The organism is Streptomyces sp. NPDC005141 (genome assembly GCF_053599975.1).
This window is the reverse complement of the sequence record NZ_JBSFYW010000104.1, coordinates 1-18589: the sequence shown is the minus strand read 5'-3', so window position 1 is coordinate 18589 and position 18589 is coordinate 1. Positions and strand designations below refer to the sequence as shown.

Genomic DNA, 18589 nt, shown 5'->3' with positions numbered 1-18589 from the left:
CTCATGTTGCTCTTGCTACTCACTACCTGTGACTGCTTCCTCCGGGACCATCCGTCCCAGTATCAAGCTGTCCGGCCGGCAGGGGGAACCTCAGGCCCGGTGGCCCGGCCCCGGTGGCCCGGCCCCGGTGGCCCGGCCACTGCGGCTTGCGGCCTTGCGGTTTGTGGTCTTGCCGGACTGCAGGACTGCAGGACCGGCGGATCCCTGCGGTCCTGCCGGTTTGTGGAATCGCGGGATTCGCAGGCACAGCGGTTTCGCCGTCCCGCCCGTTCCGCTCGTCCCGCCTGCCCTCGTACCGGCCCCGCAGGCCGCTGCCTGAGCGGTCCCGCCGGAGGGCCGCTCGACAGGGGCGTTCGATACGCGCGAGTGGCTGTCGCCCTGCCGGAGTCCGGCGTTCAGCGGGCGTCGTCCGAAGGCTGGGCCCCAGTGCCCGTCCGCGTCGCAGGGGTCGGGCTCGGCGCCCGTGAACGGGTCCGCCAGACGCCGATCGGCGTCCTCCACGCGGATCGGGTCAGCATCCTCCCCAGGGATGTGAAACAGGCCAACATCCGTTTGGTGGCGAACGCTTCCGACCAGCTCTCCCGCGCGTGCCGCTTACCTCGGCGACTGCGGCGTCGCGCTTCAGGCGGAATCCCGCGAACCCCGGCTCGTTGACCCGCCACCGCCACCGCCACCGCCACCGCCACCGCCACCGCCACCGCCACCGCCACCGCCACCGCCACCGCCACCGCCACCGCCACCGCCACCGCCACCACCGCACGAGGACCAGCTACCGCCACCGCATCAGCCACAGCCTCCGCCCGCCGTCTTTGCCTTCTGGCGCCGTTCCCCCGTCGCTGCCTCGCCCTCCTCCGTCGCCTCCGCCTCCTCCGTCATCGCCTCCGCCCTCCGGCTCGGCCATCACCGTGGCTGGAATCCGCGGCAGCTCGTCCGCTCCGTCCGCCGTGGGCTCGCTGCAGCGCGTCGTTCACCCGGGCGGTTGGCCTCGCGCATGTCCCGCACGGCGACGGCGTGGACCTGTGAGCCACACGGATGGCGCGGGTAACCGTGGACACGCCGTCGCAGCCTCGCCCCGTCAGGCCCGCGGCCCGCCGCGCCACGTCCGGCCCCGCCTCGCCACACCGCGGCTACGGGCATGGGCATGGGCATGGCATAGGGGTGAGATCGGCATCGGCATCGGCGCGGAAATCGAGGCGGGCTTGGTCTCTGGGAAATGGCTGGGGAAATGGCTTGTAGGGAAAGGGCGAGAAGAAGGGGATCGGTTGGGGGAAAGCTACGCGGTGGTTCGCTCCTGTCGCGTGGGGTGACCGGGGCGGGGGCGGAGGTGTTCGGCCGGCTGGGCGATGAGCGGGACGGGGACGACGAATTCGCCACAGTCGGGTGGGTGGCGGGCCGCGCCGAGGAGAAGAGGACGACCGGGCGCGCGGCGGCGCCGGGTACGGTGTGGGCGCCCCATGGGGTGCCGGTCGCCCGGCGTTCACCGTGGGTTCGCCCGTCCGCTGCCGGGGCGTGTCAGCCTCCCGAGCCTGAGGCTCGGGACGGAAGGACAGACCCATGGAAAGCGGACCGGCGATCTTCGCGGGGACGGTGTTCACCCTGTTCGGAGGGGGGCTCCTGGCCTGGACCGTGGTCCGGGTGCGGCAGGGCGAGTCCGTAGCCCACGGTGTGAACCGCGTCGCATCGGCGACGCTCGCGAGCGTCGCCGGGACCGGGGCGCTGGCGCTGGGAATGTGGTGCTTCACACGCGTGTGAAACCGCGCGTGAGGACCGGGGCTCCGGTAACTGAAAAGTTACCCTCCGGATAGGCCCGAAAGAGCTGGTCGGCACTCCGGGCGGCAGGAATGGCGGTAGTCGGGTTACCGTTCGAGTGGCCGTTGCGGGCTTTTCCCGTTTGACACGGGGGCGGGATGTACCGTCACACTCCGCAGCGTCAGCATGACCCAACCCCTCGGGAGCCAAGCCCCGAGGAGATTCCGCGTCGACCGGAGAGAAGAGCGAAGTTGTCCCCGACCAGCGACACCGCACACGGCGGCCGCCGACTCGTCATCGTCGAGTCGCCTGCCAAGGCGAAGACGATCAAGGGCTATCTCGGCCCCGGCTATGTCGTCGAAGCGAGCGTCGGGCACATTCGTGACCTCCCCAACGGCGCCGCGGAGGTGCCGGAGAAGTACACCGGCGAGGTGCGCCGCCTCGGCGTGGACGTCGAGAACGACTTCCAGCCGATCTACGTGGTCAACGCTGACAAGAAGGCCCAGGTCAAGAAGCTCAAGGACCTGCTCAAGGACTCCGACGAACTCTTCCTCGCCACCGATGAGGACCGCGAGGGCGAAGCCATCGCGTGGCACCTCCTGGAGGTCCTGAAGCCCAAGGTTCCCGTCCACCGGATGGTCTTCCACGAGATCACCAAGGACGCGATCCGCAGCGCCGTCGCCAACCCGCGTGAGCTCAACAAGCGCATGGTCGACGCCCAGGAGACCCGACGCATCCTCGACCGCCTCTACGGCTACGAGGTCTCGCCGGTCCTGTGGAAGAAGGTCATGCCGCGGCTGTCGGCGGGCCGCGTCCAGTCCGTGGCGACCCGGCTCGTCGTCGAGCGGGAGCGCGAGCGCATCGCCTTCCGTTCCGCCGAGTACTGGGACCTGACCGGCACCTTCGGCACCGGCCGCGCCGGCGACGCGAGCGACCCGTCCAACCTGATCGCCCGCCTCACCTCGGTCGACGGCAAGCGCGTCGCCCAGGGCCGCGACTTCGACTCGCTGGGCCAGATCAAGGGCGCGAACACGCTCCACCTGGACGAGACGAACGCCCGCGCGCTCGCCGCCGCCCTCCAGGACACGAACTTCGCGGTCCGCTCGGTCGAGTCCAAGCCCTACCGCCGCTCGCCGTACGCGCCGTTCCGTACGACGACGCTCCAGCAGGAGGCCTCGCGCAAGCTCGGCTTCGGCGCGAAGGCGACCATGCAGGTGGCGCAGAAGCTGTACGAGAACGGCTTCATCACCTACATGCGTACGGACTCCACGACTCTGTCGGACACGGCGATCACCGCCGCCCGTGCCCAGGTCACGCAGCTGTACGGCGCCGACTACCTGCCGGCGCAGCCGCGCACGTACGCCGGGAAGGTCAAGAACGCGCAGGAGGCCCACGAGGCGATCCGTCCTTCGGGTGATCGTTTCCGCACCCCGGCCGAGACCGGACTGACCGGCGACCAGTTCAGGCTGTACGAGCTGATCTGGAAGCGGACCGTCGCCTCCCAGATGAAGGACGCGGTCGGCAACTCCGTGACCGTGAAGATCGCGGGCCGCGCGGCCGACGGCCGTGACGCCGAGTTCAGCGCGTCCGGCAAGACGATCACCTTCCACGGATTCCTGAAGGCGTACGTCGAGGGCGCGGACGACCCGAACGCCGAGCTCGACGACCGCGAGCGCCGCCTCCCGCAGGTCGGTGAGGGCGACCCGCTGTCCGTCGAGGAGATCACCGTCGACGGCCACGCCACCAAGCCGCCGGCCCGCTACACCGAGGCGTCCCTGGTCAAGGAGCTCGAAGAGCGCGAGATCGGCCGCCCGTCGACGTACGCGTCGATCATCGGCACGATCCTCGACCGCGGTTACGTCTTCAAGAAGGGGACGGCCCTGGTGCCCTCCTTCTTGTCGTTCGCCGTGGTCAACCTCCTGGAGAAGCACTTCGGTCGGCTCGTCGACTACGACTTCACCGCCAAGATGGAGGACGACCTCGACCGCATCGCCCGCGGTGAGGCGCAGGCCGTGCCGTGGCTGAGGCGCTTCTACTTCGGTGAGGGCGAGGCGACCGGTGCCGCCGGTGCCGGCAACGGTGACGGCGACCACCTGAGCGGCCTCAAGGAGCTCGTCACCGACCTGGGCGCCATCGACGCCCGCGAGGTGTCGTCCTTCCCGGTCGGCAACGACATCGTGCTGCGCGTCGGCCGCTACGGCCCGTACGTCGAGCGCGGCGAGAAGGACTCCGAGAACCACCAGCGCGCCGACGTGCCCGAGGATCTGGCCCCGGACGAGCTGACCGTCGAACTCGCCGAGGAACTGCTCGCCAAGCCGAGCGGCGACTTCGAGCTCGGCGCCGACCCGGAGTCGGGTCACCAGATCATCGCCAGGGACGGCCGCTACGGCCCGTACGTCACCGAGGTGCTCCCCGAGGGCACCCCGAAGACGGGCAAGAACGCCGTCAAGCCGCGTACCGCCTCGCTGTTCAAGTCGATGGCGCTCGACACGGTGACCCTGGACGACGCCCTCAAGCTGATGTCCCTGCCGCGTGTTGTCGGCAAGGACGCCGAAGGCGTCGAGATCACCGCGCAGAACGGACGCTACGGGCCGTACCTGAAGAAGGGCACGGACTCGCGGTCGCTCACGGCCGAGGACCAGCTCTTCACCATCACGCTCGAAGAGGCGCTGGAGATCTACTCCCAGCCCAAGCAGCGGGGCCGTGCGGCCGCCAAGCCGCCGCTGAAGGAGCTGGGCGAGGACCCGGTCAGCCAGAAGCCCGTCGTGGTCAAGGACGGCCGTTTCGGTCCGTACGTGACCGACGGCGAGACCAACGCGACCCTGCGCTCCGACGACAGCGTCGAGGACATCACGCCGGAGCGCGGCTACGAGCTGCTCGCCGAGAAGCGTGCCAAGGGTCCGGCCAAGAAGACCGCGAAGAAGGCGCCCGCCAAGAAGGCACCGGCCAAGAAGACCGCCGCCAAGAAGACGACGGCGTCGAAGACCGCCGCCAAGAAGGCGCCGGCCAAGAAGACCGCCGCGAAGAAGACGGCTGCCTCCGAAGGCTGACGTTCTCCACGTCAGAGATGTGGACGCCTCTACACCTTTTGGTGTGGGGGCGTCCGTATGTTCGGGCACCCCTTCGGGGAGTCAGTGGGTCCGGATAGGCTGGCAGGATGACGCGAGCCGAGCAGCCAACGGCCCACAATCGGGCCCCCGACGACGCCCTGGTCGCAGATTCACGCGAGCGCGCCGTTCGCGCGCTGCTGCGCCAACCGCAATTGAAGCGGTTGTGGAGCGCACACCTGGTGGGAGGTGTCGCGGACTCGCTGGCCCTGCTCGTCCTGGTCGTCCTCGTACTCCAGGCGGCGATCTCCCAGGGTTCCTTCGGCGGTGGCTACCGCGGGGCCGCCCTCGCCGTGGCGGCCGTCTTCGGAGTCCGCGTCCTCGCGACGCTGCTCTTCGGAGCCGTACTCCTCGGACCCCTGACGTCGCTGACCTCCCCCGACGGGCTCCTCGACCGGCGCTGGACCATGCTCGGAGCCGACGGCCTGCGGGCCGTGCTCCTCATCGTCGCGCCGCTGTTCATCGACTGGACCCCGGACAACGCGCTCGCCGTCCTCCTCGTCATCGCCTTCGTGACCGGAGTCGCCGAACGGTTCTGGACGGTGTGCCGGGAGAGCGCGGCGCCCGCACTGCTACCCGCCCCGCCGCTGGAAGGCGCCACGGTGCGCCCGCTGCCGGACCACATGGACGCGCTGAGGCGGCTGTCCCTGCGTACGGCGTTCATCTCGGTGCCGATCGCCGCCGCCGCCCTGGTCGCCGTCTCCCTCGTCAGCAACCTGCTGGGCGCAGGGATCGACTGGTTCGACCAGCACCAGGCGGCGCTCGCCTCGTACGTCGCGGCCGGACTGTTCGCGGCCTCCCTGTCGGTGGTCACCTTCCTGGAGCTGCCCGACGCCCGCACCCCGCGCGCGCGGTCGCCGCTCGAGGGGCTGCGCCGCCCGAAGACAGGCACCGGCATCGACAAGGGCCGCACCGGGGCGATCCCGCTCCTGGTGCCGGCCTGCGCCGCGGTCGCCGGCGCGATCTCGGCCGCCGTCGCCGTCTCCGTGCTGGAGGCCAAGGACCTGGGCGGCGGACCGGTGACGTACGGGCTGCTGGTGCTGGCCCTGACCGGCGGTGTCGTCGTCGGTATCCGCACGGCCCCCTCACTGCTCCCCTCGCTGTCGCGGCGCAGGCTGCTCGCGATCGCCATCGCCTTCACCGGGGTCGCGCTGCTGGTCGCCGGACTCGTCCCGGACGTCACCACCGTGCTGCTGATCGTCGCCTCCGCCGGTGTCGGCGCCGGTGTCGCCGCCAACACCGGGCACGCGTTGCTCGACCAGGAGGCCGAGGACTACCGGCGCGCCCGGACGACCGAGCACCTGCACGCGGTCGTACGCGTCTTCGTGGCGGTCGGCGCGATCGTGGCGCCCCTGGTGGCCGCCGCGATCGGCCCGCACCGTCTGGAGAACGGCAAGTTCGTCTTCGCGCACGGCGGGGCCGCCTTCACGCTGATGCTGGTCGGCGCGCTCCTGCTGCCCGTCGCCGCCCTGGTGCTCGCCAAGGTCGACGACCGTTCCGGGGTGCCGCTGCGCCAGGACCTGCTGGACGCGCTGCGCGGCGGCGACGATCCGGCGCAGATGCCCGCGACGAGCGGCTTCTTCATCGCCCTGGAGGGCGGCGACGGCGCCGGGAAGTCCACCCAGGCGCAGGCGCTCGCCGACTGGATCCGGGCCAAGGGCCACGAGGTCGTGGTGACCCGCGAGCCGGGCGCCACGCCGGTCGGCAAGCGGCTGCGCTCGATCCTCCTCGACGTGTCGTCCGCGGGTCTCTCGCACCGCGCCGAGGCGCTGCTGTACGCCGCCGACCGTGCGGAGCACGTCGACACGGTGGTGCGGCCCGCGCTGGAGCGGGGCGCCATCGTCATCTCCGACCGCTACATCGACTCCTCGGTGGCCTACCAGGGCGCGGGCCGCGACCTGTCCCCGACGGAGATCGCCCGTATCAACCGCTGGGCGACGGACGGGCTCGTACCGCATCTGACGGTTCTGCTCGACGTGTCGCCGGAAGCCGCCCGCGAGCGGTTCACCGAGGCTCCCGACCGGCTGGAGTCGGAGCCGGTCGAGTTCCACACGCGCGTGCGGTCCGGTTTCCTGACGCTCGCCGCCGCCGACCCGAGCCGCTACCTGGTCGTCGACGCCGCGCAGGAGCCGGAGGCCGTCACCACGGTCGTCCGGCACCGGCTCGACGTGATGCTGCCCCTCTCCGAGGCCGAGGTGAAGGCCCAGGAGGAGGCCCGCAGGGCGGCCGAGGAGGAAGTCCGGCGCAAGGCCGAGGAAGAGGCCGCCCGCAAGGCGGAGGAGGAGCGCCTGGAGCGTGAGCGCCAGGCACAGCTCGCGAAACTGCGGGCCGAGGAAGAGGAGCGCAAGCAGCGCGAGCTGGAAGAGGCTCAGCGGCGCGAGGCCGAGCGCCAGGCGGAGGAAGCCCGGCAGCGTGCCGAGGAGGCCCGCCGCCGCGCCGAGGAGGAGCGGGTCCGGCTTCTCGCCGAGGAACAGGCCCGTGCCGCCGAGGAGGAGCGGGTGCGCAGGCAGGCCGAGGAGGAGGCGCGGCTGCGCGCCGAGGCCGAGGCACGCCGCCTGGAGAAGCAGCGGAAGGCCGAGGAGGCGTTGCTGCGGGCCGAGGAGGCCCGACGGCTCGCCGCGGAGGCGGCTGCCGCTTCGGCGGCCGCGGCGGCTTCCGCCGAGGCCGCGGTGTCGAGCGCGGGGACAGGTACCGGGGCCGGTCCGAGGGCTGGTGCCCCGGCCGGTTCGGGCGCCGGTGCCGGGACACGGCGCGACGCCGGTGAGGCTTCGACCGCCCCGGCATCTCCGTCCCCGTCCGCCTCCGGGTCCGCCTCCACGGCTTCACGGAGCGCGGCGGCCTCCGTCCCGGACAACGAGACGACGCTGCCCACGCCGGTCGTGACCGGCCCGGCGCCAGGCGGGCCGGCTGACGAGACCGCCGTGCTGCCGCCGGTACGGCCGAGCGAGGGCCGCGCGGGCACGCGTCCGGGGACGCGCTCGGCGTCCCGCTCCGACGTCGAGGACACGGCCACGCTGCCGAAGCCGCCGGTACCGGGCGGGGCCGCCGACGAGACGGCGGTGCTGCCGCCCGTCGATCCGGGTCCGCGTGCGGCCGACGAGACGGCGGTCCTTCCTCCGGTGCGGGACGCACGCGCCGGGGCCGACGCGCCGTCCGGCAATCCCGCGGACCGGATGCCCCGGGGCTACTTCCGCGACGAGCGGCCGGCAGCGGGGCCCGAGGGTCCCGTCGACCGCACGCGTGAACTGCCGCAGGTGGACGAGTCGGGCACTCCGCGCCGCAGGCCCCGCCCCGACTGGGCCGAGGAGACCCCGCTCGACGATCTCCCGACCCTGGCGGACGAACTGCTGGGCCCGCGCGAGGACGACGACGACTGGGACGAGGGGCAGGGGCGCGGGCGGCGCCGCTAGGGCCCGCCGCCAGGGCGTGCCAGGCGTCGCGGGGCGGACGGGGCTGTGCGAGTCCGGGCCGGGGCTGTGCGGGTCCGGACGAGGCTGTGCGGGTCCGGGGCCCGGGTCCGAGTCCGGACCCGGGACCCGGACCCGCCCTGGTCCCGGGGCGCCGGTTGTCACGGGGTCGCTGCGGGAGCGGCCCCCGCCGTGGCCCGATTGTCAGTGGCGACCCGCACAATGGACGACGCAAGACAAAACGCGACGGAAGGGCGGAGCCCATGTCTGTGTGGGACGACCTGGTGGGCCAGGAGAAGGTGAGCGAGCAGCTCTCCGCCGCTGCCCGGGACGCCGACGCCCTCGTCACGGCCGTCGCCGCGAGCGCCCCGCCCCCCGAGGCGTCCAAGATGACGCACGCCTGGCTGTTCACGGGGCCGCCCGGCTCGGGCCGTTCCACGGCGGCGCGCGCGTTCGCGGCCGCGTTGCAGTGCGTGAGCCCCGACCGCGCGCTCGGCGGGATCCCCGGCTGCGGGTTCTGCGACGGCTGCCATACGAGCCTGGTCGGGACCCACGCCGATGTGCAGATCGTCCGCACCGACCTGCTCTCCATCGGCGTCAAGGAGACCCGCGACCTCGTCCGCCGCGCCCAGCTGTCCCCGGCCGTCGGCCGCTGGCAGGTCATCGTCCTGGAGGACGCGGACCGTCTCACGGAGGGCGCGGGCAACGTCCTGCTGAAGGCCGTCGAGGAGCCCGCTCCCCGCACGGTCTGGCTCCTCTGCGCGCCGTCCATCGAGGACGTACTGCCCACCATCCGCTCCCGCTGCCGCCTCCTGACGCTGCGCACGCCGCCGGTGGAGGCGGTCGCCGACATCCTCGTACGCCGTGACGGCATCGAGCCCGACGTCGCCGCGGCCGTCGCGCGCGCGACACAGGGCCACATCGGGCGGGCCCGCCGCCTCGCCACGGACCCGAGCGCCCGTCAGCGCCGCGCCGCCGTCCTCAAGCTCCCGCTGCGGATCGACGACGTCGGTGGCTGCCTCAAGGCGGCGCAGGAGCTGATCGACACGGCTTCGGAGGACGCGAGAACGCTCGCCGAGGAAGTCGACGTCAAGGAGACCGAGGACCTGAAGACGGCGCTCGGCGCGGCTCAGGGCGGCCGGATGCCGCGCGGCACGGCGGGCGTCATGAAGGAGCTGGAGGACCGGCAGAAGCGCCGAAGAACGCGTACGCAGCGCGACAGCCTCGATCTGGCCCTGATCGACCTCACCGGCTTCTACCGCGACGTACTCGCCCTGCAGTTCGGCTCCCGCCTGGCCATCGCCAACGCGGAGGCGGGGGACACCCTGGAGCGGCTGGCCCGCGGCGGCTCGCCGGAGTCGACCTTGCGCCGCATCGACGCCATCGCCGCGTGCCGGGAAGCACTCGACCGCAACGTCGCCCCGCTGCTCGCGGTGGAGGCGATGACCATGGCGCTGAGAGCGGGCTGATACCCGTGCGCGCGCCCCGGCATGCCCCGCGCCGGGCCGGGCCACCCCGCCAGGAGACGACGCTTCCGGCGGTGGGTTGACCGAGTCACTCGTACGAGCCGCTTCGGCGACTGAAGGTGATCCATTGATCGCGCAAGGTTACGCTCGCGAGATGCACATGAGGCGCAATTCCCGGCCGTCCCGACCCCTCCGCAGGAGCGGCGTGCTGCTGGCCTCCGCGGCGCTGCTCATCTCCGCCTGCTCCTCCGGAAGTTCCACGACGACGGCCGCGACGACGAGTGCCGTGCTCGCCGCGCTGCCGCGTGCCACGCCGACCGCTCTCTCGCCGTACTACGAGCAGAAGCTGAACTGGCGCAGCTGCGGTGTCCCCGGATTCGAGTGCGCCACGATGAAGGCGCCGCTCGACTACGCGAAGCCGGGCGCGGGTGACGTCAGGCTGGCGGTCTCCCGCAAGAAGGCCACGGGGCCGGGCAAGCCGCTGGGTTCGCTGCTGGTCAACCCGGGAGGGCCGGGCGGTTCGGCGATCGGCTACCTCCAGGCGTACGCCGGGATCGGCTACCCGGCGGAGGTCCGCGCCCGCTACAACATGGTCGCGGTCGACCCGCGCGGAGTGGCCCGCAGCGAGCCGGTCGAGTGCCTCAACGGCCGTGAGATGGACGCGTACACGCAGACGGACACCACGCCGGACGACGGCCAGGAGACGGATCAGCTCGTCGAGGCGTTCAAGAAGTTCGCCGAAGGCTGCGGGGAGCGCTCGCCCGAGCTGCTCCGGCATGTCTCCACGGTCGAGGCCGCCCGCGACATGGACATCCTGCGGGCCGTGCTGGGGGACAAGAAACTGAACTACGTGGGGGCGTCGTACGGGACGTTTCTGGGGGCGACCTACGCGGGCCTCTATCCGGACCGGGCGGGCCGGCTGGTGCTGGACGGCGCGCTGGACCCGTCCCTGACCGCGCGCAAGCTGAACGAGGAGCAGACGGCGGGGTTCGAGACGGCGTTCCAGTCCTTCGCGAAGGACTGCGTACGGCACAGCGACTGCCCGCTGGGTGACGCGGGCACGAGCCCGGACCAGGTGGGCAGGAACCTGAAGGCGTTCTTCCAGCAGCTGGACAAGACGCCCATCCCGGCGGGTGACGCGGACGGCCGCAAGCTCGGAGAGGCGCTCGCGACGACCGGGGTGATCGCGGCGATGTACGACGAGACGGCCTGGCCGCAACTGCGCGACGCGCTCACCTCCGCGATGAAGCGGAACGACGGGGCGGGGCTGCTGGCCCTCTCCGACAGCTACTACGAGCGGGACGCCGACGGCCAGTACGCGAACCTGATGTCCGCCAACGCCGCGGTGAACTGCCTCGACCTGCCGGCCGCCTTCTCCGGACCGGACCAGGTGGAGGAGTCGCTGCCCGCGTTCGGGAAGGCGTCCCCCGTCTTCGGCGAGGGCCTGGCCTGGGCCTCTCTGAACTGCGCGTACTGGCCCGTGAAGAACACCGGCGAACCTCACCGCATCGAGGCGAAGGGCGCGGCGCCGATCCTTGTCGTCGGCACGACCCGCGACCCGGCGACGCCGTACCCCTGGGCCCAGTCCCTCGCCTCCCAGCTCTCCTCCGGGACCCTCCTCACCTACGTCGGGGACGGCCACACCGCGTACGGGCGTGGCAGCTCCTGCATCGACTCCACGATCAACCGATACCTCCTTCAGGGCACCCCTCCCCAGAAGGGAAAGCGCTGCTCATAGCCCTGCAGCGCTCCCCTGGAGCGCACCCTCGAGGGCGTGGACGGAGCACCCTCGGAAACTGTGTAGACTTACCGACGTTGCCGATCGCACCATAGGTGTGGGCAGCGCGCCGCCTTAGCTCAGATGGCCAGAGCAACGCACTCGTAATGCGTAGGTCTCGGGTTCGAATCCCGAAGGCGGCTCTGTGGAAGCCTCAGGACTCACTCGCCGTGACCTGGGGCTTTTGCTTTTTCCGGACGCGACGGCGACGCCGGGCGCGGGCCGCGCGGCTTCAGTGTCCCTGATTTCTTCCCGGTCGACCCGTGGCTTCGGCGAGACGGGAGCCGCCCTTTCTGCCGCTGGATGAGCGAGGAGGCCGGCGCTGCGGTCGCGGAGCTCGGGTCCCGGTAGCTGCGGGTCGACGGACGATGGAGCGGCTGCCCTTCCGGAGCCCGGCCGACGTCTTGCATCGCGCTGAACCATTCCGTTCGTCATGTCCCCGGAGCCCCGCGCGGTGGACGGCAGCCGGATCAACGCCGGGTCCCGGCAGTGGAGTTGTTCCTGGATCCGGTCGGTCGTGATCCGGACAGCAGGCATTTTTCGAAGATCGAAATGTCATGAACGGGTAAAGACCCTCATCGAGAACCGGTCAAACCGGATCAGTGCCGCTTAATTCAGTTTCCCGCCCCGTCACTCCCATTACGATCATTGGCGGCCCTGGGAGCACAACGACCAAACCAGGGTGAACAAAAAACGGGGAATAGTGCGCAAGTTGGCAGTCGGCGTGCTCGCCGGCGGGATCTTCGCCCTGAGCGCCGGGACCGCGATGGCGGTCTCATGGCACAGCATTCCGACGCTCACCACGGGGGGCGGATCCTTCCAGGACGGCAAGTACGCGTTCTGGCCGTCCTGGCAGAACCACGGTGCCTTCGAGTGGAAGGGCAGCCTCAAGGACACCGACGGCGGTGACGGGCACAACGTCTACGTGCAGGTGAAGGTCGAGGGCTACGGCTGGAGCCGGTACAACGGCAAGCAGAGGAGCTCCGTCTCCCTCGATCAGCCGAACTGGGACGGCGCCGCTCCGTACACCAGCAACGCGTACATACGCCTCTGCCGCGACAAGGGCTCGCTGAACCCTGACAACTGCTCGTCGACCAAGCACTACCAGCGGTAGTCGCTCACTCAGGCAAGACCGCGGGCCCAGGACGTCCTCCTGGGCCCGCACGCTTCTTTGGGGGAAGCCAACAGCATGTCAGAAATACTTGTTGCCAATGGAGTTGACCTCTCCTACGGCAAGCAGCCGGCCGTCCTCGACGCCCACCTCTCGGTGTCCGTCGGGGAGGTTGTGGCCATCACCGGACAGAGTGGCTCAGGCAAGTCCTCGCTGCTCTACTGTCTCGCCGGCGTCTTCCCCGCCACGCGGGGTCAGGTGCGGTTCGAAGGGCGGGTGCTCGGCGGTCTCGGCGACGACGAGATCAGCGCGCTCCGCCGGGAACGGTTCGGATTCGTCTTCCAGTACGGCGAGTTGCTGCCGGAACTCACCGTCGAGGAGAACACCGCCCTGCCTCTGCGCCTGGCCGGGCAGCGCAAGGGACCCGCACTCGCGGCAGCCGGCGAGGTGCTCGAACGCCTCGGACTCGGCGATCTGCGTGAGCGCCGCCCCGGACAGGTCTCCGGCGGGCAGAGCCAGCGCGTCGCGGTCGCGCGTTCGCTGGTGCACCGGCCCGCGATCGTCTTCGCGGACGAGCCGACAGGGTCGCTCGACAGTGCCAACGCCTCCGCCGTACTCAAGGAGTTCCTCGGCCTGGCCCGGTCGCAGGGGACCGCCGTCATTCTGGTGACGCACGACCCGGCCGTCGCCGCCCAGGCCGACACCCACTACACGATGGCTGACGGAGTCCTGAGCCCACGAGGTGCGGTGTGAGGGAATTCCTGCTCGGTCTGCGCCTGCTGTTCGGGGCGGGACGCGGCAACCGAACACGCTTCTTCCTCATGGCCGCCGGAGGTTCGATCGGGGTCTGCTGCCTCGCCCTCGTCCTCACCGTTCCGGCGATCCTCGACGCGCACGACGGCCGTGCCGCCGCCCGGCAGCCCGTCACCTCGGCCAAGGGGCCTACGGACGGCACCCTCGTTCTGCAGCGCGACGACGCCTACGGCTCACGGTCCTTCACCCGGGTGTTCGTCGCCGAGGGTGCCAAGGGCCCGCATCCGGTACCTCCCGGGCTGAGCGAACTTCCCTCCCCTGGTGAGGTGTTCGTCTCCCCGCGCGCGCATGACCTGCTGCGTGCCGCACCCGGCGTCAAGGCCCTGCTGCCGGGCCGCGAAGCGGGCGTGATCACCCCGGCCGGGCTCGCACATCCCGACGAGCTCTACGCCTACGTCGGAACCGGTCGGGCCGGCATCGCCCGCGAGGGGCGGACCCTGAAGGGGTTCGGCTACAGCTACGCGCCCTTCCCGGCCGTCGAGCCGTCCACCCTCACCGATGTGCGGTTCGCCCTGGCCACCCTGGTCCTGCTGCCCCTGGGAATCTTCCTGTCGGTCTGCGCCCGGCTCTCCGCCGCCAGCCGTATGCGCCGCCTCGCGGCACTGCGGCTACTGGGTCTGAGCATCAAGGGCACCCAGCGTGTGAATGCCGCCGAGACCGTCGTCGCGGCGCTGCTGGGCGCGGTGCTGGGACTCGGCGAGTACTGGGTGCTCAACCAGGTGATGTCCCGGGCAGGTCTGCCAGGGCTGAGGTGGTATCCGGGCGACGGCGCCCTGTCCGCCGCCACGATCGCCGTCTGCCTGGTCGGCTGTCCGGCCCTGGCCTGGTTCGTCAGCCGCGAGAGCGCGCGGGACGCGACCGTCAATCCGCTCGCGGTACGGCGTACGGCGGTCCCGCGACCCCCGTCCAAGTGGGTCGGCCTGCTGCTGCTCAGCGGCCTGGGCATCGTGTGCGGCTTCTGCGCCACCGACCTGATGGGACACCCCGCCTCCAGCCTCGGCCTCAACGCGGTGCTGGTGGTCGCCGGCGTCGTCCTGACCGGCGTCGGACTGGTGCTGACGCTGCCGCTGCTGTCGTACGCGCTGGCGCGCCGGGTGGCGCGGACCACCCAGTCCCTGACGCTCAACCTCGCGATGCGGCGCAACGAGGCCGAGCCGGGCAGCGCGATGCGGGTGGTCACCAGCCTGGTCCTGCTCGTCTATGTCGCGTCGCTGGCCCAGGGTGTCCTCATCCAGCTGGAACAGGTCACCCGCCCGTCCGGCGCGGTCCAGGACTACTCCTTGCCCCTGTCGGGGCTCAGCACACGGCAGCAGCGGGACCTCAACGACGTGTCCGGGGCCAAGGCACACGCCCTTTTGATGAACTCCTGGGTCGACCTCAACGCCGAGCAGCCCGGCGTCGTCCTCTCCTCGGCCACGGCCCTGGTGGCCACGTGCGCCCAGCTGCAACGGATGACCGTGCGCACCGAGGGCTGCGTGGACGGCAAGGTGCTGCGGCTCGTGGACCCGAACTCAAGCGTGGGATCCGACATGCGTCCCGGCAATTCGTTCCCTTTCCGCCTTCGTGCCGACAACGGGCGGGACCAGAGCCTGAACATCGCCGTGCCCGCCGGGCGGGTCGTCTACAGCGGGTATTCCGGGTCCGCGGTCGGCACCGCCGAGCTCCTCGTCCCGCCGTCCGCCCTCCCCGCCGACGCCCGCCCACGCGACGCGGAACTTCTCCTCGCCGGCAGCTCCGACCCCGGGCGGGTGCGGGCCGTCCTCGACGGCATCGCCGCCGTCGCTCCGATCGCCGAGATCGAACTCGTAGGGCTGAACATCCAAGGCCTCGAGCAGATCTCCGTGGTCGAGACCCTGCTGGCCCTGGGCATGATCATGGGGCTGGTCATCGGGGTGGCCGCCTTCCTGGTGTCCGTCACCGACCGGGCCGTCGAGCGCCGCGCACAGGTCACCGCCGTCACACTGATCGGCGCGCGGGCCGGAACCATGCGTGCCGTGCAGTGCGCCCAGGTCGTGCTACCACTCGGCCTCGGCCTGGTCCTGGCCCTGTTCACGGGCAAACTCGCCGAGTCCAGCTACCTGATCACCGGCGGCGGCACGATCCAATGGGACCTGGCCGGCATCCCCCTGCTCGCGCTCGCCGCGGCAGGCGTGGTGGCGATGGCCGCGGTGGGCTCGCTGCCGCTGGTGGGCCGCCGCATCGACCCGGAACTGATCCGCCGGGACTGATCCGGCCGGGACCGACGGGGCGGGACCGACGGGGGCGCAGGGTTGGTCGGGCACCCGTCGTGCGTAGGCCTGCCACCGGGACCGGGCCCGGGACCGGGCCCGGTCCCGGACGTCCGGGTTCCGGTTCGGTCAGTGGCCGTCCTGGTGGTGGGACGAGATCGGGATGGTCTCCTTGCGGAAGTAGGACGGGCGGAACGCGCTGTACAGGACCATCAGGACGGCGCCGAGGAGGAGCGCGCCGATGCCGGTGACGAAGACGCCGCCGAGTTGCCAGTGCGGCGGGAAGGGCAGGGTCCACGAGGTGCTGCCGTAGTCCGCGGCGGAGTACACCACACAGGCGTTGAGGAAGAAGTAGAGGAGCAGGGCGCCGCCCAGGCCCGGCATGATCCCGCGTGTCCAGAGGTCGCGTGGGCTGCGGGTCAGGACCTTGCGGTAGTACCAGACGCAGGCGAAGCCGGTGAGGCCGTAGTAGAAGGCGATCATCAGGCCGACCGAGCCGATGGAGTCGGCCAGGACGTCCTCGCTCACCTGGGTCAGCATGACGTAGAAGGCGATCGAGGCCAGGCCCATGCCCACGGTGGACCAGGTCGGGGTGAGGAAGCGGGGGTGGATACGGGCGAAGCGCTGGGGGATGGCCTTGAACGCGGCCATGGACAGGGTGGTGCGGGCCGTGGGGAGGATGGTCGTCTGGGTGGAGGCCGCCGCCGAGGTCAGGACCATCACGATCAGGAGCTTGGTGGCGACCGTGCCCCAGCCTCCCGTGCCGAAGACCTCGGCGCCGAGACTGGAGAGGACGTCTCCGGAGTTGTCCGGGTTGCCCAGGCCGATGCCTTTCTCTCCCACCCCGGCGAACGCCTGCGCGGACGTGGTGACCACGAGGTAGACGAGCAGCAGGATGACGGTGGAGATGACGGCGGCGCGACCGGGGGTGCGGTCACGGTCGACGGTCTCCTCGTTCACGGAGACGGCGGTGTCCCAGCCCCAGTAGATGAACACCCCGGCGAGGATGCTCTTGGTCAGGTCGTCGAACGAGTCGATCTCGAAGGGGTTGAACCACGACCACGAGACCTCCGACGAGACGTCCGGTGCCGTACCGCCGTAGACCTTGACCAGTGCGGTGACCGCCAGCAGGCACAGCACCACGATCTCGATGGTGAGCAGCACCTTCTGCAGGTTGGCCGAGAGCTCGATGCCGATGTAGCAGACCAGGGTCATCACGGCGATCCACAGGACGCCGACCACGGTGACCCAGAACGTGTCCTCCGCCAGCCCGTCCGCGCCCACGAGCTGGAAGCCGTACGCGCCGGCGATCTGGGCCAGGTTGGCCATCACGATGATGTCGGCCGCGACGATGCCCCAGCCGCCCAGCCAGCCGGTACGGGGGCCGAAGGCCCGGGCCGCCCAGGTGAACGTGGTGCCGCAGTCGGGATCGGCCCGGTTCAGCTCCTTGTAGCCGTAGGCGATCAGGAACATCGGGACGAAGGAGAGGATGATCACGATCGGCGACTGGAAGCCCACGATCCCGACGATGAGGCCGAGGACCGCCGCGAGGCTGTAGGCGGGGGCGGTGGAGGCCAGCCCGATCACCGTGCTGGAGAACAGGCCCAGGGCGCCACCCTTGAGGCCCTTGTCCGTGGTGCCCGGCCCCTGCGGGGGCAGTGGTGCGGGCGGCGGGACGGATGGTGAGCTCATGACGCCCTCCGGAACCTTGTGGCGCCGCCGGTGGTGGGCGGGACGCCCGCTGTTCCCGGCCCGGGAGACCTCGGGGATCCTCGGGAGTGCCGGGGAAGTCCGGGGCACCGGGCCGCTCCCACCAGCATGAACCCGCTCGCCGACAACCGGTAGTCGAGCCGTCGGGCCCCGCGCGGCGCAAGATGTCCACCGCCCTCGAGCGGGCGCGGCCCGCGTCCAAGGAGGGGCCGGCCGGGCTGCCCCGCGCCGGGCACTTCGAGGTCAGGGGCGCGTACGCGGGCCGCCGGGCCCGCGTGGTGCCATCCTGCGGGGATGACGGGATCCAGCGCTGCGGGCGGCGGGTACTCCGGTACTCCGCTCGCCCGGAAGATCGGCATCAAGGCGGATCAGCGAGTACGGCTGACCCATGGGCCGCGGGACTGGGAGATCCCCGGACTGCCCGAGGACTGCGAGGTCGAGGACGGCGGCCCGAAGGGGGCGGACGTCACCGTTGCCTTCTTCCGGGAGCGTGCGGAACTGGCGGCGCAGGCGGCCGAGTTGGTCCGGGACCTGTCCGACAGGGCCATGCTCTGGATCGCCTGGCCCCGCCGAGCGGCCGGGCACCTCAGCGACATCACGGAGAACGATCTGCGGGACCTGTTCCTGCCCTTGGGCGTCGTCGATGTGAAGGTGGCGGCGCTGGGGGAGGACTGGTCGGGGCTGAAATTCGTACGGCGCAAGGAGAACCGGAGCTCCTGACGGCGGACGTATGGGCGTAGATCAGGACGTACGCACGGCGGACGGGAGGGCGTACTTGAGGGGTCGTCCCGGTGAACGACTAGCATCGCGGCACAGTTGTCGGCCGGGATGGGGTGGGTGTCGTGTCACAGGCGGAGGAGGGGCCGCGGATCGCCGTTGCCGTGGTCACCATGGGCAACCGGCCCGTCGAGGTCGACGCACTGCTCACCTCCGTGGCCAAGCAGGACGTGGCGCCCACCCGGATCGTGATCGTCGGCAACGGCTGCCCGCTGCCCGAGTTCGCCGAGCGCCTCGGCCTGCCGGGAGAGGTGACCGCCATCGAACTGGACGACAACCTCGGCTGCCCCGGTGGCCGCAATGTCGGGCTGAGCCGGCTCCGTGAGTTCGGGGACGTGGACGTCGTCGTCGAGCTGTTCCGACTCCACGGTCCGGATCACCCCTCTCCTCGCAGAGTCACTCCCACCTCGCGCAGCAACTGGAGCTTGCCGGGCTTGGGCGGGC

11 protein-coding genes and 1 tRNA gene are annotated in these 18589 nt (G+C 71.2%); 11 read left to right on the top strand and 1 reads right to left on the bottom strand.

Annotated features, from left to right (window positions below; all coding sequences use genetic code 11):
• The first annotated feature begins 1554 nt into the window (after positions 1-1554).
• The 9 genes from ACWD68_RS40000 (at position 1555) to ACWD68_RS39960 (ending at position 15658) form a co-directional block, all read left to right on the top strand.
• Positions 1555-1752, top strand: a complete 198-nt coding sequence (locus ACWD68_RS40000; protein ID WP_451811382.1) for a hypothetical protein — start codon at positions 1555-1557, stop codon at positions 1750-1752.
• 248 nt (positions 1753-2000) lie between these two features.
• The gene (topA, locus tag ACWD68_RS39995) at positions 2001-4799 is read left to right on the top strand and encodes a type I DNA topoisomerase (protein WP_451811381.1); all 2799 of its coding nucleotides are present in this window, start codon (positions 2001-2003) and stop codon (positions 4797-4799) included.
• Between the two features lie 107 nt (positions 4800-4906).
• On the top strand, positions 4907-8266 hold the full coding sequence (tmk, locus tag ACWD68_RS39990; protein ID WP_451811380.1) for a dTMP kinase: 3360 nt from the start codon (positions 4907-4909) through the stop codon (positions 8264-8266).
• Positions 8267-8526: 260 nt separating this feature from the next.
• Positions 8527-9732, top strand: coding sequence for a DNA polymerase III subunit delta' (locus tag ACWD68_RS39985; RefSeq protein ID WP_451811379.1), 1206 nt, complete (start codon positions 8527-8529; stop codon positions 9730-9732).
• A 151-nt stretch (positions 9733-9883) separates the two neighbouring features.
• Positions 9884-11467 carry an alpha/beta hydrolase gene (locus tag ACWD68_RS39980; protein WP_451811378.1) on the top strand — a complete coding sequence of 528 codons (1584 nt, stop codon included), beginning with the start codon at positions 9884-9886 and terminating at the stop codon, positions 11465-11467.
• Between the two features lie 108 nt (positions 11468-11575).
• Positions 11576-11649 (top strand) — tRNA-Thr (locus ACWD68_RS39975).
• Between the two features lie 560 nt (positions 11650-12209).
• A complete protein-coding gene (locus tag ACWD68_RS39970; protein WP_451811377.1) occupies positions 12210-12620 on the top strand; it encodes a hypothetical protein in 411 nt (136 codons plus the stop codon).
• 75 nt (positions 12621-12695) lie between these two features.
• Complete coding sequence (locus ACWD68_RS39965) at positions 12696-13370, top strand: ABC transporter ATP-binding protein (protein ID WP_451811376.1); 675 nt, start codon at positions 12696-12698, stop codon at positions 13368-13370.
• Entirely contained in the window at positions 13367-15658 is a 2292-nt protein-coding gene (locus ACWD68_RS39960) for an ABC transporter permease (RefSeq protein WP_451811375.1), read from the top strand. The genes ACWD68_RS39965 and ACWD68_RS39960 overlap by 4 nt, the downstream gene beginning before the upstream one ends.
• A 129-nt stretch (positions 15659-15787) precedes the next feature.
• Here the strand turns inward: ACWD68_RS39960 and ACWD68_RS39955 are convergent, their stop codons facing one another.
• A complete protein-coding gene (locus ACWD68_RS39955) occupies positions 15788-17350 on the bottom strand; it encodes an APC family permease (protein WP_451811374.1) in 1563 nt (520 codons plus the stop codon).
• Positions 17351-17662: 312 nt separating this feature from the next.
• Here ACWD68_RS39955 and ACWD68_RS39950 point away from each other — a divergent pair, with 312 nt between their 5' ends.
• Complete coding sequence (locus tag ACWD68_RS39950) at positions 17663-18088, top strand: DUF3052 domain-containing protein (RefSeq protein ID WP_451811373.1); 426 nt, start codon at positions 17663-17665, stop codon at positions 18086-18088.
• A 170-nt stretch (positions 18089-18258) separates the two neighbouring features.
• A partial coding sequence (locus ACWD68_RS39945) for a glycosyltransferase family 2 protein (RefSeq protein ID WP_451811383.1) occupies positions 18259-18589 on the top strand: 331 nt, incomplete at its 3' end.